At 75.5% G+C, this 17,066-nt stretch carries 5 protein-coding genes; 1 reads left to right on the top strand and 4 read right to left on the bottom strand.

All coding sequences use genetic code 11. The features are described from left to right. Positions 1-6 precede the first annotated feature (6 nt). Both ACFZB9_RS08930 and ACFZB9_RS08925 read right to left on the bottom strand, forming a co-directional pair. The gene (locus tag ACFZB9_RS08930; RefSeq protein WP_391445033.1) at positions 7-8,319 is read right to left on the bottom strand and encodes an amino acid adenylation domain-containing protein; all 8,313 of its coding nucleotides are present in this window, start codon (positions 8,317-8,319) and stop codon (positions 7-9) included. Next, on the bottom strand, positions 8,316-12,062 hold the full coding sequence (locus ACFZB9_RS08925) for an amino acid adenylation domain-containing protein (protein ID WP_391445031.1): 3,747 nt from the start codon (positions 12,060-12,062) through the stop codon (positions 8,316-8,318). The genes ACFZB9_RS08930 and ACFZB9_RS08925 overlap by 4 nt, the downstream gene beginning before the upstream one ends. Before the next feature lie 309 nt (positions 12,063-12,371). Here ACFZB9_RS08925 and ACFZB9_RS08920 point away from each other — a divergent pair, with 309 nt between their 5' ends. Continuing rightward, on the top strand, positions 12,372-13,766 hold the full coding sequence (locus ACFZB9_RS08920; RefSeq protein WP_391445029.1) for a KamA family radical SAM protein: 1,395 nt from the start codon (positions 12,372-12,374) through the stop codon (positions 13,764-13,766). 124 nt (positions 13,767-13,890) lie between these two features. Here ACFZB9_RS08920 and ACFZB9_RS08915 read toward each other — a convergent pair whose 3' ends face one another. Next, positions 13,891-14,703 carry a BTAD domain-containing putative transcriptional regulator gene (locus ACFZB9_RS08915; RefSeq protein ID WP_391445027.1) on the bottom strand — a complete coding sequence of 271 codons (813 nt, stop codon included), beginning with the start codon at positions 14,701-14,703 and terminating at the stop codon, positions 13,891-13,893. A 798-nt stretch (positions 14,704-15,501) separates the two neighbouring features. Then, positions 15,502-16,941: a cytochrome P450 gene (locus ACFZB9_RS08910; RefSeq protein ID WP_391445024.1), complete on the bottom strand. Its 1,440-nt coding sequence runs from the start codon at positions 16,939-16,941 to the stop codon at positions 15,502-15,504. Positions 16,942-17,066 lie beyond the last annotated feature (125 nt).

The following is a 17,066-nucleotide window of genomic DNA, read 5'->3' as shown; positions in this document are numbered from 1 at the left end:
CGCCGCTCACCTTCCGTTCAGGCGGGCCATGAGCTCCGCTTTCTGCCGGCCGTCCAGGCGGGTGGCCGATGTGCTCGGGCTCACCGCCGGCTCGGTCAATTGATCTGCTATTTCGGCTTGTTCGGCCAGACTCTGGTACCGGAAGACCTCCCGGGCCTCCAGGGCCAGGCCGACCGCCCGGGCCCGGACGGCCAGTTGGACGGCCAGCAGGGAATCCCCGCCGAGCGCGAAGAAGTTGTCCCCGGGGCCGATCTGCTCGCGGCCGAGCACCGCGCGCCAGACTCCGGCCAGCAGCTCCTGACGTTCCGTCAGATCTGCGGCGGGTGCGTCCTGCTCGGCGGCGCGCAGGTCCTGCGTCAGGCGGGCGGCCAGCGCGGCCCGGTCCACCTTGGCGTTCGGGGTGAGCGGCAGCCGGTCCAGGAACAGGATCCGGGCGGGCACCAGGTGTTCGGGCAGCCGGGCGCCGAGGTCGCGGCGGATCGTCTGCTCGCTCGCCGCCTCGCCGGCCGGGGCCACGTAGGCGACCAGCCGCAGCGCCGGCGGCGCGCCGTGCGGCAACACCGCGCACTGGCGCACCACCGGGTGCCCGGCCAGCGCCGCCTCCACCTCGCCCGGTTCCACCCGGTGGCCGCGGATCTTCAGCTGGTGGTCCAGCCGACCGAGGAACTCCAGCTCACCGTCGGGCAGTTGGCGGACCCGGTCGCCGGTGCGGTAGAGCCGGGCGCCGGGCGTGGCGGCATACGGGTCCGGCGGGTAGGCGCGGGCGGTGGCGGCGGGCCGCCCGAGGTAGCCGCGCGCCACGCCCAGCCCGCCCAGGAACAGCTCGCCCGGTGTCCCCGGCGGTACCGGAGTGCCGTAGCCGTCCAGCACGTGCAGCGTGGTGTTGGCCAGCGCCGTGCCGATCGGGAACCGCAGGGGCGGGGCGGCGCTGTCGGCCGCGGGCTGGTGCAGGGTGGCGGTGACGGTGGCCTCGGTGGGCCCGTAGGTGTTGATCCAGCGCACCGGTGCGTCGCACAGCCGCAGCCACTCCTGGTAGCGGGCCGGCGCGGGCGCCTCGGCGTTGAGCAGCAGGGTGTGCACCCCGGCCGGCACCCGCAGCCGCTCGGCCGTCATCCGCTCCACCCAGGCGTGCCAGAACGAGACCGGCAGGCTGAGCACGGTGGGCCGGGTCGCGGCGAGGAACGCGTCGAAGCCGCTGTCCGGCGTGCGCAGCCCGTCGGGGCGCAGCACCACGCTCGCACCCGCCACCAGCGCCGGATACAGCTCCTCGACGGTGGCGTCGAAGCTCACCGAGGCGAAGCCGAGCACCCGGTCGCCCGGCCCGAGGGCCAGCCGCGGGCCGATGGCGTCCAGATAGCCGCTCAGGTTGGCGTGGCTCACCGCCACCGCCTTGGGGCGTCCGGTGGAGCCGGAGGTGAAGATCGCATAGGCCAACTGGTCGGCGACGGTGGGCTGTTCGGCGAGAGCGCCGACCGGCGGTGCGGCCGGCTCGCGCACCGTGGCGGGGTCGTCCAGGGCCAGCAGCCGGCCGGGAGCCGCTGCCTGTGGCAGGTCGATCGCGCCGCTCGCGGTGAGCCGGGCCAGCTGCTCGGTGGTGCCCACCAGCAGGTCGGCGCCGGAGTCCTCCAGCAGGGTGCGGATGCGCTCCGGCGGGTAGCCGGGGTCGATCGGCACATAGCCGCCACCGGCCTTGAGGACGGCCAGGAACGCGGTGACGGCCGCCGCCGAGCGGCCCAGCAGCACCGCGACCGCGCGCTCGGGCCCGATCCCCGCCTGCCGCAGCCGGTGGGCGAGCCGGCCTGCGGCCTGCTCCAGCTCCCCGTGGGTGGTGACGAGGGTGCTCCCGTCCTCCGGGCGGTACTCGATCAGCGCCGGGGCGTTCGGGGTGCGGGCGGCGGCCATGGCGGTGCGCTGGTGCAGCCAGGGGCCCGCGGCGGGTGCCAGGGCCGGGCGGACCGGCGGCGCCGCGGGCAGTGCCCGGCGCGGACGCTCGTCCGGCCCGGACAGCAGCGCCTCGGCGAAGCGGCGGAAGGTCTCCGCGATCCGCTGGGCGGTCGCCCGGTCGACGGCGGCGGTGTCGTGGTCGATGCCGCCGCTCAGCCCGCCGTCCTCGTCCGGGCGCAGCCACAGTGTCAGGTCGAAGTCGGCCCGGTCGTAGGGGCGGCGGACCAGGTCGAGCCCGAGCGCTCCCAAGTTCCCAGGCCGGCCCGGGTAGTTCTGCAGGACGCAGAGCGTCTGGAAGAGCGGGGTGCGCTCGGCGGACCGCTCGACCCCCGCCGCCTCCAGCACCTTCTCGAACGGCACCTCCTGATGCGCGAACGCCTCGGTGCAGGTGGCCCGCGCCCGGGCGATCCGCTCGCGCCAGCTGGGATCGCCGGCCAGCTCGCAGCGGAGCGCCAGGTTGTTGACGAAGAACCCGACCAGCTGCTCCAGGGCCGGCTCGGTGCGCCCGGCGGTGAACGTGCCGACCGCGAAATCCTGTTGACCGGTGTGGAGTTCGAGCGTGGCGGCCCACAGCGCCAGCAGCAGCATGTAGAGGCTGGCCCGCTCCTGGCCGGCCAGCAGCTCGGCCTCCCGGCGCCACCGGGCGGGCAGCGTCAGCGCGATGGAGCCCACCCCGCCGGGCTCGGCCTGGGCCGGTGGCGGCAACTCCAGCGGCGGGGTGCCGCGCAGGCTTCGCCAGGGCGCGAGTTCGGCCGCCAGCTGCTCGCCGCGCAGCCACTCGCGCTGGCGGCGCGCGTGGTCCAGGTAGCGCACGGGCGGCGCCGGTGGCAGGGCGGCTCCCGGTTCCTCGCACAACACCGCGTAGGCGGCGGCCAGTTCGCCGAGCAGCACCGAGGCGCTCCAGCCGTCCGCGATGATGTGGTGGAAGGTCAGCAGCAGCCAGTGCTCCCGCTCGGTCAGCCGCAGCAGAGCCGCACGCCAGGGCGGGCCCGCGGTCAACTCGAACGGCAGGGCGGCCTGCTGGTCGGCGGCGGCCAGCGCGGCGGCCTCGTCGGCCACCTCGGTGAGCGGCAGCTCGATCGGGACCGGCGGCAGCAGCCGCTGCTCGGGCACGCCGTCGTGGTCGGCGAAGACGGTGCGCAGCGCGCCCTGCCGGGCGGCCACCAGGGCGAGGGCCTGGGCCAGGGCCGGCCGGTCGAGGGGGCCCGACAGACGCAGCGTGAGCGGGATGTTGTTGGCCGACGTACCGGGGTTCAGCCGATCGAGCACCCAGTGCCGCAGCTGCGCGAAGGAGAGCGGCCCGTGGTCGGCCTCGCCGCGGGTCAGCGGCGGGCGGTGGTCGGCGGCCGGCGCGCCGGCCACCCGGGCGGCGAACTCGGCGAGCTGGGGCCAGTCGTAGAGCTCGCGCAGCGCGACCTCGCGACCGGTGTGCACGCGCAGCCGGGAGACCACTCGGGTGGCGCTGATACTGCTGCCGCCCAGGGCGAAGAAGCTGTCCGACGGCTCGGGACGGGTGCCGAGCAGCTCGTGCCAGATCTCGGCGATGGCGGCGACCAGAGCGGGGTCCGCGGCGTGCGCCGCGTGCGCCGGTGCATCCTGGGTCTCGGTCTCGGTCTCGGTCTCGGTGGCGGCGTCGGGCGTGGTTGCCCCGCCGTAGGAGGGGCGAGCCGTCAGGTCGGCGCCGGCGGCCGCCAGCAGGGCCAGCAGCCGCTCGTGCAGCCGGCTCACCTCGGCGGCGGTGCGGGTCGCGGTGGCGAACTCCCAGAAGCCGGTCAGCCGGGTGCCGTCGTCGAACAGGGACAGGGTCAGGGCGAACTTCGCGGTGCCGTGGTGTGCGGGGCGCAGCACCGCCTCGGCGCCGCCGAAGGCGAGGCGGGCGGGCAGCGCGGGCTGCACCTGCACCAGCGCGTCGATCAGCTGCGGCACCTGGCCGTCCTCGTCGCGGGCCAGTTCGGCGATCCGCTCGTAGGGCAGCGCGGCGTGCCGGACCGCGTCCAGCAGGGTGCGCCGGACCAGCGCCAGTGCCTCGCCGAAGGCGGGCCGGTCGCCGAGCGACAGGCGCAGCGGCACGGTGTTGAGGAAGAGCCCGATCTCGCGCTCGAAGCCCTCGTCGAGGCGCTGGGCCATCGGCGTGCCGAGGACCACCTCGCCCGCGTGCTCCTCGGCCAGCAGCAGCCCGGCGGCGGCGGTGACCGCCATGTGCAGGGTGGCACCCGCGCCGGCCGCCCGCGCCCGCAGCGCCGCGACCGTCGCGGCGGGCACCTCGACCCGCAGCAGCTCGCCCGCCGGAGTTTCCCCGGAGCTGTCTCCGGAGGCGGAAACGGTGGTGGAGGCGGTGGAGGCGGTGGAGGCGGTGGTGGAAACGGTGGTGGAGGCGGCGGCCGGGCGGCGCAGGCCCGCGAGCCGTCGGCGCCAGTGCCCGGTCAGCTCCTGGAGCGCCGGCCCGGTCAGCAGCCGCTGCTCGGCGAGGGCGAGGTCGATGCCGGTCGGGGTGCCCGCGGCGGCCGGCGGCAGCGCGCCGGCCGTGTCGCAGGCCCGCGCCAGGTCCCGCAGCAGGACCGCGACCCCCGCGCCGTCCACCACCAGGTGATGGACGGTCAGCAGCAGCCTGGCCCGCTGCGGCCCGGTCCCGACCAGCAGCGCGCGCAGCAGCGGGGCCCGGGTCAGATCGAAGGGCCGGGCCAGGAACTCCTCCCGCAGCTGCTGCAGGGCCAGTTCGCCGGCCCGCCCGGCCAGCGCGCCGAGGTCGGCGCGCTCCAGGGGGACGGGCAGGCCGGGCGGCAGGATGCGCTGGCGCGGCTCGGCCCCCTCGGCGGCCACGGCGGTGCGCAGCGCGGGGTGCCGGTCGACCACGGCCCGCAGCGCCGCGGCCAGTGCCGCGGGGTCGAGCGGCCCGGTCAGCTCCAGCTCCAGCGGCACGGTGTAGGCCACGTCGGACGGGTCCTTGAGGTGCACGGCCCACAGCCGCTCCTGGGCGTGCGAGAGCGGTCCGAGCTCTGCGCCGCCGGCCGTCAGGGCGGGCACCGTGGCCGATCCGGCCGCACGTGCGGCGTCCACCGCGACGGCCAGGCCCGCCACGCTGGGCGCCGCGAAGACGGTGCTCACCGGCAGCTCGACGCCGAACCAGGAGCGGATCCGCCCGATCAGCCGGATCGCGGCCAGGCTGTGGCCGCCGAGCAGGAAGAAGTCGGCGAGTCGGCTGACCTGGGCCACCCCGAGCACCTGGGCGAAGAGGGTGGCGAGCAGCTCCTCGGTCCCCGGGCGCGGCTCCTCGCCCGCCGGTGCGTCGCCGCTGTCGCGGGCCGGGTCGACGAGTGCGCGCCGGTCCACCTTGCCGGTCGGCCCCAGCGGCAGCCGCTCCACCAGCACGACCCGGCCCGGCACCAGGTGGGCGGGCAGCCGGCCGAGCAGCCACTCCCGCAGCTCGGCCGCCAGCCCCTCCTCGGGTCCGGTCGCCTCGGCGGGCACCACCCAGGCGATCAGGTGCTTGTCGCCGCTGGGCAGCGGACGCACCGCGACGGCGGCCTGCGCCGCCCGCGGGTGCTCGGTGAGCGCGTTCTCCACCTCGCCCGGCTCGATCCGAAAGCCGCGCAGCTTGACCTGGCCGTCGGCCCGGCCGAGGAACTCCAGCGTGCCGTCGGCCCGCCAGCGGGCCCGGTCCCCGGTCCGGTAGAGCCGGCGCCCCGGGCGCGGATCGAAGGGGTCGGGCACGAACCGCTCGGCGGTGCGCGCCGGGTGGCCGAGGTAGCCGAGCGCCACGCCGTCACCGCCGGTGCACAGCTCGCCGACCGCCCCGCGCGGCACCAGGTTCCCGTGGGCGTCGACCAGATGGACCGTGCTGCCCTCGACCGGCCGGCCGATGGCGACCGGGTCGGTCACCTCCTCGGGCGTGCGCAGCACCTGGCAGGTGGTGAACGTGGTGTTCTCGGTGGGCCCGTAGCCGTTCACCACCGGCCCGCCGACCGCCGCCAGCGCCGCCCGCACCTGGCGGGGCGCCAACACATCGCCGCCCGCCAGGAGTTGGCGCAGCGGGCGCAGGCCCTGCGGGTTCTCCTCCGCCATCGCGTGGAAGAGGCCTGCGGTCAGCCAGAGCGAGGTGGTGCCGGACCGCTCGATCAGTGCACCGAGGCCCTGCAGGTCGGGTACCCCGGGCGGGCCGATCAGCAGCACGCCGCCGGCCAGCAGCGGCGCCCACAGTTCCAGCGTCGAGGCGTCGAACTCGGGCGGCGCCAGCGCGAGCCAGCGCTCGTCCTCGGTCATCGCCGCGAACCGGCCGCCGCGCACCAGGCGCACCACGGCCCGGTTCGGCACCGCCACGCCCTTGGGGACACCGGTCGAGCCGGAGGTGAACATCAGGTAGGCGGGGTCCAGAGCGCCGCCGGGCGGCCTGACGCCGTCCTGCGGTTCGGGCAGCACGGGTAGCACGGGCAGCGCGGGCGGCCGGACGCCGTCCTGCGGTTCGGGCAGCGGCAGCACCGGGATGCCGAGGCCGGTCGCCGGTGCGCCCGAGCCGCTGTCCAGCACCAGGCCCAGTCCGGCCTGCTCGATCAGCAGCGCGGTGCGCTCGGCCGGCTGGGCGAGGTCGAGCGGCACGTAGGCGGCCCCGCTCTTGAGGATGCCGAGCACGGCCACCACGAAGCGCACCGAGCGCCCGCCCGCCACGCCGACGAACTGCCCACGGCGTACGCCGTGCTGGGTCAGCCCGGCGGCCACCGCATCGGACCAGGCGTCCAACGCGCGGTAGCTGAGCGCTCCGGGGGTGCCGAGCTGGGCGGACTCGGCCCAGGCCAGGGCGAGTTCCTCGCCGCGCCGGGCCGCGACCTGCCGGAACAGCTCGGCGACGGTCGCCTCCTGCGGATAGTCGACCGCCGGTGGCGTGCCCAGTCGGATCAGTTCGCCGCGCTCGGCCGCGTCGAGCAACTCCAGGGCGCTGAGCGCGGTGTGCGGCTGATCGGCCGCCGCCCGGCTCAGTCGCACCAGGTGATCGGCCAGCCGGTGGGCGGTGGCATCCTCGAACAGGTCGCGGTCGTACTCCAGATGGCCGGTGGCCGAGCCGTCGGGCCGCTGGACCAGCTCCAGGGTCAGGTCCAGCTTCGCGCCGCCCGCGTAGACCCGCGCCACGCTGGTGTCCAGGCCCGGCAGCACCAACTCCTCGCGGTGGCCGCTGAGCATGGTGCACGCCACGTCGAAGACCGGGGTGCGGCCGGGCAGTCGGGCCGGGCGCAGCTCCTCCACCAGCCGGTCGAAGGGGATTCCCGGGTGGTCGAGGCCGGCGAGCAGGGCCTGGCGGCTCCGCTCGGTCGCGGTGGCGAAAGAGGGATCGCCGGAGAGGTCGACCCGCAGCGGCTGGAAGTCGGCGAACAGGCCCGCGCTCTGCCACCAGTCGGCGCCGGTGCGCCCGGCCACCGGCACCCCGAGGGCGAAGTCGCTCTGCCCGGTCCACCGGTGCAGCACGGTGGCCCAGGCGGTCAGGACAGCGGGGAACGCGGTGCCGCCGGCGCCCTCGCCGCCCGGGCCGCGCAGCGCCTCGGCGGGCAGCGTGAGCGGGACCAGCGCGCCGCGGCGCCCGGCCCGGGCCACCCGGGGGCGGTCGGTGGGCAGCTCCAGCAGCGGGACGTCGCCGGTCCGCTCGGCCCAGTACCCGAGCGAACGGGCGGCCTGCGGACCGGCCAGCCAGCCGCGGTGGGCCAGCGCGTGGCCGCTGTACCCGGGAGCGGGCGGCAGCTGCGCCGCCTCGCCCCGGCAGCGGGCCGCGTAGAGCTCCCCGAGATCGCGCAGCAGTCGGCCCACCGTCCAGCCGTCGGCGATGATGTGATGCAGCGTCAGCACCAGCTGGTGGCGCTGCGGCGCGCGGCGCAGCAGGCGGCAGCGCAGCAGCGGCCCGGCGGTCAGGTCGAAGGCCTGCTCGGCCTCGGCCTGGACGATCCGTCGCAGGGTGGCCGGGTCCTCGTCGGGGAGCTGCTGCACCGGCAGGCGCACCTCGACGGCCGGCGCCACCTGCTGCAGCGGGACGCCGTCGCGGACGGTGAAGCTGGTCCGCAGGGCCTCATGACGGGCCGTCAGATCACTCAGTGCGGCGTGTAGTTCGGCCACCCGCAGCGGACCGTCGACGGTGATCGAGCGGCAGATGTGATAGGCGGAGCGTCCGGGGGAGGCCTGTTCGGTGAACCAGATGCCGCGCTGCTGGGCGCCGAGCGGGAAGACCGCCGGGCCCTTCGGCACCTGGCCACCGCCGGACCGTCCGGCGAGCCGGGCGGCCACCAGGCGCCGCTTCTCGGCCGCCGAGAGCGGAGTCGAGGGCGGCGTGGCGGGCGGGGTCGCAGGTGGGTTCGCGGGTGGCGTGGCGGGTGGCGTGGCGGGCTGCTGCTCGGTCACTGGATCTCCTCCGTCGCTTCGGTCGGCGCACCGTCCCAGGCGGCCAGCAGGGCGTCGATCTCCGCGTCGGACAGGCCGGCCGTCGGGTCCTCGCCGTCCTCGCCCACCGCACCGGCCGCGTCGTCCAGGCCATCCGGGCCGACGGCACCGGCCGCGCCGTCCGCCAGTGCCCCGGCCAGCTCGGCGACCGTCGGGTGCTCGAACAGCAGGCGCAGCGGTGCGCCCGGCGCCAGCGCGGCCATCACCTGGTAGCCCGCCAGCGAGTGCCCGCCGAGCGCGAAGAAGTCGGCGTTGCGGTCCTCGACCGGCCGGCCGAGCACCGCCGACCAGGCCTCGGCCACCCGCCGCTCGGCGGCCGAGCCGAGCGGTTCGGCCGCCCGCTGCCCGCTGGTGGGCTCGGGCAGCGCGGCCAGGTCCGGCTTGCCGCTGGGCGTCAGCGGCAGGGCGGCGAGCACCGCCCAGGCGGTCGGCACCAGATGCAGCGGCAGGTGCCCGGTCAGGAAGCCGCGCAGCCCGGCCGGGTCCGGTGGCAGGGCCGGGTCGCGCGGCACCACGTATCCGGCCAGCGCCGCGCTCTCACCCTCGCCGCGCAGCACCACCACCGCCGCGGCCACCTCCGGATGCCGCAGCAGGGCGTGCTCGATCTCGCCCGGCTCGATCCGGACCCCGCGCAACTGCACCTGCTGGTCCACCCGGCCCAGGAAGTCGAGCTCGCCGTTGCGCCGCAGCCGCACCCGGTCCCCGGTCCGGTACGTCCGGCTGCCGGGCGGACCGCCGGCCTCGGGACGGAAGGCGGCCGCGGTGCGCGCCGGATCACCGAGATAGCCGCGGGCCACGCCGGGCCCCGCAAGGTACAGCTCACCGGGCAGCCCCGGCGGCACCGGGCGCCCGGTGGTGTCCAGCACCAGCAGCCGGGTGTTGTCCACCGCGGTGCCGATCGAGGGCAGCCCAGCACCGTCGGGATCGACGGTGGCGCTGCTGGCCACCACCGTGTGCTCGGTCGGCCCATAGGCGTTGACCAGCGTGAACGGCAGCCCGGCCGGCGGCCGGCGGCGCAGCCGGTCGCCACCGGCGAGCAGGTGGCGCAGCACGGTCCCGGCCGGCCAGGGCAGCGCGAGCAGCCGCTCGGCCAGCGGGGTCGGCGCGAAGCTCACGGTGATCCGCTGCTCGACCAGCCAGTCGCGCAGCGCCTCGGCGTCCCGGCGGACCGCCTCGGGCACCGCCACCACCGTGGCACCGGCGGCCAGCGCCGGGTAGACCTCCCAGACCGAGGCGTCGAAGCCGAGGCCGGCCAGGTGGGCGACCCGGTCGGCATCGGTCAGCTGGAACCGCTCGCGGTGCCAGCCGGCCAGGTTGGCCAGGCCCGCGTGGGTCACGGTGACCGCCTTGGGGCGGCCGGTGGAGCCCGAGGTGTAGATCGCGTAGGCGGCCTGGCCCGGCAGCGGGTCGGCCGGCAGTGGGTCGGCCGGCAGTGGGTCGGCCGGGCGCGCCGGCTCCGGCGCTCCCGGCTCCTCGTCCAGCGGCGCCAGCAGCTCCTCCACCGTCAGCCAGTCGCCCGCCCGGACAGGACCCAGGCTCCCGCGCAGCGCGGCCGTGGTCACCGCGCGGGCCGGACCGCAGTCGGCGGCCAGCGCGGCGATCCGCTCGGCGGGCTGCTCCGGGTCCAGCGGCAGGTAGAGCGCGCCGGCGCGCAGCACGCCCAGCTGAGTGGCGATCCCCTCCGGGCCGCGGGGCAGCACCAGCGGCACCCGGTCCTCCGGGCGCACCCCGAGGGTCCGCAGCCGCGCCGCGACGCGCCCGGCGGCGGCGTCCAGCCGCTCCCGGCTCCAGAGCGTCCCGTCCACCGCGACCAGCGCCGGGGCACCAGGCTGCTCGGCGGCCCGCGCGGCGATCGCGGCCGGCACCGGATCACCCTGCGGCCAGGGCCGCAGCGGTCCGCTGCCGGCCGCCCGCACGGCCGCGGTCTGCGCCTCGTCCAGTAGGTCGAGCCGCGAGATGGGGCGGTCGGGGTCGGCGACGACGGCGCGCAGCAGCGCCTGGTAGTGACCGGCGAGTGCCGCGACGGTCTCGGGGTCGAACAGGTCGCTGGAGTACTCCCACCAGATCAGCACGCCGTCGTCCGGCGCGCCCACCAGCCCGCTCCCGGGCCGCTGGACGCCCAGCCCCGCCCGCTGTTCGGGGCGGGGGACCACGATGACGTTAAGGTCGGCCTTGGCGGTCCCGTTGTGCAGCAGTTCCAACTCGGCGCGCAGCGCGCCGTCCTGTGCGGCCGGCCCGCCGCCGGGTGCCGTGGCTTCGGCGCCGTCCGGCTCGGCCGCGGCCAGCTCCAGGTCCGGCACGGCCGCGTCGTGGAAGCTGAACATCACCTGGTAGAGCGGGTTGTAGCTCAGGTCGCGGTCCGGGCGGACCACCGCGACCACCTTCTCGAACGGCGCGTCCTGGTGCGCGTAGAGCTCCAGCGTCGCGGCCCGGACCCGGGCCACCAGCTCGCGGAAGCTCGGGTCGCCCCCGAGATCGGTGCGCAGCGGAAGGGTGTTGACGAACATGCCCAGCAGCGGCTCGCTCTGCGGCAGCCGCCGGTTGGCCACCCCGGTGGCGGTCAGCACGTCGGTGCTGCCGCTGACCCGGTGCAGCAGCGTGCTGAACGCGGCGCTGAGCAGCATGAACAGGGTCGCGCCGCAGTCCCGCCCGAGCGCCTTCAACTCCTCGTACAGGCCGGGGGCCAGCAGCTCCTTGTGCACCCCGCCGTCGAAGCTCTGGCGCGGCGGGCGCGGGCGGTCCAGCGGCAGTTCCAGCAGCGGTGGCAGGCCGGCCAGCTTCTGCTGCCAGTAGTCGAGTTCGCGTTCCAGCCGGTCGCCGGCGATCACTGCCCGGGTGTGCGCCGCCAGTTCACCGAACTGGTACTCCAGCTGGGGGAGTTCGGCCGGTCGGCTGGCCACCGCAGCCCGGTAGAGCGCCACCAGTTCGCCGAGCAGTACCCCGAGCGACCAGCCGTCGTGCACGAAGTGGTGCTCGACCTGGATCAGCACGTGCTCGGTGGCCGACACCCGCAGCAGCCGCCAGCGCACCAGCGGCAGCCGGCTGGTGTCGAAGCCGCCGTCCAGTGCCTGGCGGATCAACTCCGGCACCGCGGCGCGGCGTTCGTCCTCGGTGTCGCCGGGCACCGGCTGCACCGGCAGCAGCACCGCGAACGGCGGATGGACCCGCTGCACCGGCCGCCCCGCCACCTCGTGGAAGGAGGTGCGCAGGATCTCGTGCCGTCGCACGACCTCGGTGTACGCGGCCTCCAGCGCCGGCACGTCCAGCGGACCGCGCAACGTCAGCGCGCACTGGAAGTTGTAGGCGGTGTTGTGCGGAACCAGCTGCTGGAGCAGCCAGATCCGCTCCTGCGGAAAGCTGAGCGGCAGGTCCCGGCCGGTGCGCGGCAGGTGCCGGATCGCCGGCTCGCCCGCCACCTGCTCCCCGGCCGGCTGCTCGGCGCCCAGCGCCCGGGCCAGCTCGGTGGTGGTGGGGTGGGTGAAGACCTGCTCCACCGTGACCGGCAGGCCCAGCTCGGTGCGGATCCGGGTGGCCAGCCGGGTGGCCAGCAGGCTGTGCCCGCCGAGGGCGAAGAAATCATCGCTCGGGCCGATGGCGGGCAGACCGAGCAGGTCGCACCAGAGCGCCGCCAGCCGCTCGCGCAGGCCGGCCTGGTCGGGGCGGCCGCTCGGGTCGCCGGGGTGCTCGGGCCGGGTGGACGGCATCGGCCAACTCCTTGTCTCGGGCAGCTCGCAGGGGCGTGGCTGCTGCGGGGTGCGCCCACCGTGGCGGTGAGGTGCGCAAACGCGGGGCCGGCGCCGGGCAGGCCCTGAGGCTGCCCGCGGTGCGCCACGGCGGTCCGGGCAGGAGTCTGGCGGACCGCCCCCGACGCCGAGTGGACGCCGCTGGACGCCTGCTGGACGCACTGGACCCCGACCGGACGAGCCGTGGACCGAGTTCCGGAACCATGCAGAATTCGGACGGGCCGTCAGCTCCTGCCCGTCCTCGTTCCCACCGCCTCGTGGAGAGATCTGATGGCTGATCACCTCACCCTGACCGCAGCCCAGTTGGTCGACGAACCGCCGCGCGGGATCGCGGGATCGGCCTACCGGTACCAGCGGCGCGAACTCGTCGAGCCCGACTGGCGACGCTTCCCCGGCTGGCGCGCGGTGAGCGCCGAGCAGTGGCGCTCACCGCGCTGGCAGCGCGCCCACAGCATCCGCAACCCGCGCCAGCTGCGCGAGGTGCTCGGCTCCCTGGTGAGCGACGAGATCTACGACGATCTCGCCCTGGACCAGCAGAAGTTCGCCACCATGCCGCTGCTGATGCCGCCGCAGATGCTCAACACCGTGATGCCGCACCGGGAGCCGGCCGGCCCCGGCTCGCTCACCGAGGACTTCCTGGCCGACCCGGTGCGCCGCTACATGCTCCCGCTGGCGGGCGACCGCAGCGCCCAGTGGCCCTCCCACCCACTGGCCGAACGCGACTCGCTGCACGAGGCCGAGATGTGGGTGGCCGAAGGGCTCACCCACCGCTACCCGACCAAGGTGCTGGCCGAGCTGCTCTCCACCTGCCCGCAGTACTGCGGGCACTGCACCCGGATGGACCTGGTCGGCCCGCCCACCCCCGGCACCGACAAGCGCCGGTTCGAGGCCAAGCCCGCCGCCCGCTACCCCGCCATGCTCGACTACCTGCGGGCCAACCCGACGGTGCGCGACGTGGTGGTCTCCGGCGGCGACGTCGGCAACCTGCCCTGGCCCCGGTTGGAGTCCTTCGTCGCCGAGCTGCTCACCATCGACTCGGTCCGGGACATCCGGCTGGCCTCCAAGGCCCTGCTGACGCTCCCTCAGCACTGGCTGCAGCAGGAGGTACTGGACGGCCTGTCCCGGCTCGCCCGGCTGGCCGGTCGGCGCGGGGTGGGCCTGGCCGTGCATACCCACGCCAACACCGTGCAGACCATCACCCCGCTGGCCGCCGAGGCCGCCCGCGCCGTCCTGGCCACCGGCGTGCGGGACGTGCGCAACCAGGGCGTCCTGCTGCGCGGCGTGAACGACTCGCCCGAGGCCCTGCTCGACCTGTGCTTCGCGCTCCAGGACGAGGCCCAGGTGGTGCCCTACTACTTCTACCTGTGCGACATGGTCCCGCACAGCGAGCACTGGCGTACCTCGCTGCACCAGGCCCAGCGGCTCCAGGCGGCCCTGATGGGCTGGCTGCCCGGCTTCGCCACCCCGCGCCTGGTGGCGGATGTGCCCGACCTGGGCAAGCGCTGGGTCCACCAGGTGGCCGACTACGACCAGGTGCGCGGCATCGCGTCCTGGACCGGCGCCGACGAGCACGCGCAGTTCCGCTCCTACGACCCGGTCGACACCCTCCCGCCCGAGGGCCGCGCCTGGTGGGAGGCCCGTTCCCGCTCGGCGGGCGGCCACTGAGCCACCTGCTGCGCACGATGCCCCCCACCTGAACCCCGAAGCAGGCCCCCGACGGCGCGTTTCGCCGGGACGGTGAACGGGAGCACGGCGGCGCGGGAGAGGTTCTCAGGCGGCGCGACGGACCTCAGTGGACGCGGTGCAGGGGCTCGGGATTCCCGGACATGGCCTTGTAGAAGAGGCTGCGGGTCTGCCGGTCCGGCTCCAGGCCGAGCCGGTCGCTGAGCTGGGTGGCGCAGGCGATGTACCAGCGCTGCACCCGCGAGGGCTGCCGCGCCCGGGCGTGGTAGCGCATCAGCGCCCGGTAGCTCTCCTCGCGACAGGGGTCGACCTCCAGGATCCGCTGGTGCAGGTCGTGGACGGCGAGCTGGTCGCCGCGCAGCTCGGCGTCGTCGGCGAGCCAGCCGAGGGCGTGCAGCAGGGCGTCCTGGAGCCGCTCGCGGCGGATCATCGCCCAGCTCTCCCGGCCCTCGGGGAGGTAGGGACCGGTGTAGAGGTGGACGGCCCGGCGGTAGTGGTCGGCCGCCTCCGCCCGCCGCCCGAGCGCGTCGAGGGCGGTGGCCTGGGCGACCAGGCTCTCGAACTCCTCGACGTCGATGAAGGTACTGTCGGCCTCCAGCGAGTAACTGGCCGGATGGGAGACGATCCGGATGCCGCCGCCGTCCCCGTTCGGGGTGCCGGTCTCGGCGATGATGCCGCGGAGGATGCAGACCGCGACCTTGAGCGACACCTCGGGGGAACGGGCCGGCGAGTCGCCCCAGACGGCGCTGATCAGGTCCGCCTTGGGGATCGGCCGGCCGTGGTGGGCCAGCAGCAGCTGGAAGAGCTGCCGGGCCCGGCCGGCCCGCCAGCGCTGGACAGGGGTGCCGTTGAGGGTGACACGGAAGCCGCCGAGGGTCTGGATGGAGTTGGGCGGGGTGAGCGTGCCCTGAGCCGTCATCTGCCCTCGCCCCCCGCGTCGGAGCGGGCCGCACCGCGCACCCGCCGGCCGGCCGACTCGGCGACCTGCCGGAGCGGTTGGACCGACGTGGTCTCCAGGAAGGCAACGGGCCCGTCGACCCCGCACCCGCGGCCGACAGCGGACTGCTCGAACCCGCCGAACGGCGCCGGCACGTTCGTTCCGGCGTCGGTTCGGGCGATCTCCCGTTCCGCCCGAACCGACCCGGTGGCGGGCCTTCCCCGTCCGGTCCACCACGTCGGTGCCGCGTCGGTCGGCGGTGCTGCGGTGTTCGGTGCGGCGGCTGGAGGCGCCCGCCGGTCGACTGCGGTGATCGAGCGATCGGCGTCGCAAGCCGTCCAACCGCCGTCGATCCATTGATGGGTGAATATCCGGGCAGGATCGTGCTCGGGCACCGTCTTCTTCTCCTTTTCCCCTCGATCTTCACCAGGAAGCCCGGTGGGAGAATCGTGACTGTTGTGCGGTGCGACGCTTCAGTGGTACCTGAAACGGCTTGGCACGCAGGGACACATGGGGTGAGACCTGATCAGTCTCCTCATTGCCGAAAGACACCGATAGGGGGTGTCCGCACAATGGCTGGAATCGCCGCCTGCGGGCGGGCCGGTCGGCAGGTCACCACGCAGCCGAGAGAAGCGATTCAGCCGAAGGTTGCCGGGGCGTCGGCGTCGAGCTCGTGGTGAGCGATGCCCACGTGCCGTGCGCCGCTTCCCCCGTCAGGTACGGGAGTTGAGGAACCGAACGCTCCGGCACCTGACGGGGGACGGCACGCCCGGCTGCGTGCTACGTCCGGTCGGGCGGGCACGGGTGCAGGACCAGTGGCAGCCCGTCGGACGGTGCCGGCAGCGAGGTGAAGCGCCAGGGCGCCTCGTAGGAGGCGGGCAAGCTCCAGGTGAACCGGCGCAGCATGGCGTCCAGCGTCGCCTTGACCTTGAGCATCCCGAGGTGCAGCCCGATGCACTTGTGGGCGCCCGCGCCGAACGGCGCCCAGGCCATCCGGTGGACGCGGTCCTCATGGCGCGGCGCGCCGAACCGGTCCGGGTCGAACCGGTGCGGTTCCGGCCAGAGTTCGGGCAGCAGCTGGTTGACGCCGGTGCAGACCGAGACCAGCTGCCCGGCCGGGACGAAGTGGCCCAGGATCGCGGTGTCCCGCACCGCGGTCCGCATGGCGATCGGCGACGGCGAGACCAGCCGGATGCTCTCCTTGACGATCCGTTCGAGGGTGTCGAGCCGGGCCAGGCGGTCGAGGCCGGGCGCCGCGGCGGCGTGGGCGAGCGACTCGGCCCGGGCCCGGCGCTGCCACTCGGGGTGCTTGCCGAGGAAGTAGACCGCCGCGACGGTGGCCGAGGTGGTGGTGTCGTGCGACGCGATCAGGGTGAAGACCATGTGGTCGACCAGCCGGCGGCTGTCGGGCGGTCCGTCCAGCCGGGCCAGGACGGAGAGGAAGTCGCCGCTCTCCCGGGCCCGGGCGGCGGGCAGCGCCCGGGTGAGGAGGGTGGTGAGCCGGCGGCGGGCGTCCTGCGCGCGCCGCCAGTCCGTCCCGGGCAGCCGCAGCCGCACCACGGCCGTCTCGGCGCGGATGCAGGCCTCCACCGCGCGCATCACCAGCCGGCCCTGCGCCTCGTCGGTGAGGCCGAGGAAGGCCCGGGCGGTGATCTGCCCGGACAGCTCCCGTAGCGCGGGGACGGCCTCGAACCGCCGCCCGGTGGGCCAGCGGGCCAGGAAGGTCTCGGCGTCCTCGGCCAGCGGCCGCACGTGGCCCCGCAGTGCCTCCTCGCCGTACGCGGCCTGGAGCAGCCGGCGGTCGGTCAGGTGCTCGGCCCCGTCCATCGCGAGCAGGCCGCCGTCGAACCAGGGACCGATCACATCCGGCCACCCGCTGACGAACGCCTTGTCCCGGTTGGCGAGCACCTCCTGCACCGCGTCGGGCCCGGCGGCGGCGACGATGTCACGGCCGAACGCCCGCCACCAGGACACCGGTCCGTGCCGGCGGAACAGCTGGAGCTGGAAGGCCGGGCCGTATCGCAGGGTCTGCAGGCCCAGGCCGAGGAACGGCAGCCCCCGGTCGCCGGTGACGGCGGCCAGGCCGCTGCCGGGCGGCGGCGCGGCCAGTGCGGTGCTCCGCAGCGGGATGCGGTCGAGCAGGGCGTCGAGCCGGTGCGAGGTGTCCACGGCGACCAGCCGGGCGTTCTCGGTCCGGAGCCGCTCCGTCGGTGTCGTCATGCCAGCTGTTGTAGCCGAACACCGGCGGGCCGTGGTCACTCCGGGGGACCAGTCGTAACGGGTTCGTAACCGGATCGACCGTACGTTCCCCGGAGCCGAGAGCGCCGCCCGGACGTCCACGCACG

Source organism: Kitasatospora sp. NPDC008050 (assembly GCF_042957465.1).
Classification (GTDB): domain Bacteria; phylum Actinomycetota; class Actinomycetes; order Streptomycetales; family Streptomycetaceae; genus Kitasatospora.
Note: the sequence above shows the minus strand (reverse complement) of the source record. Positions and strands in the feature narration are given on the sequence as shown.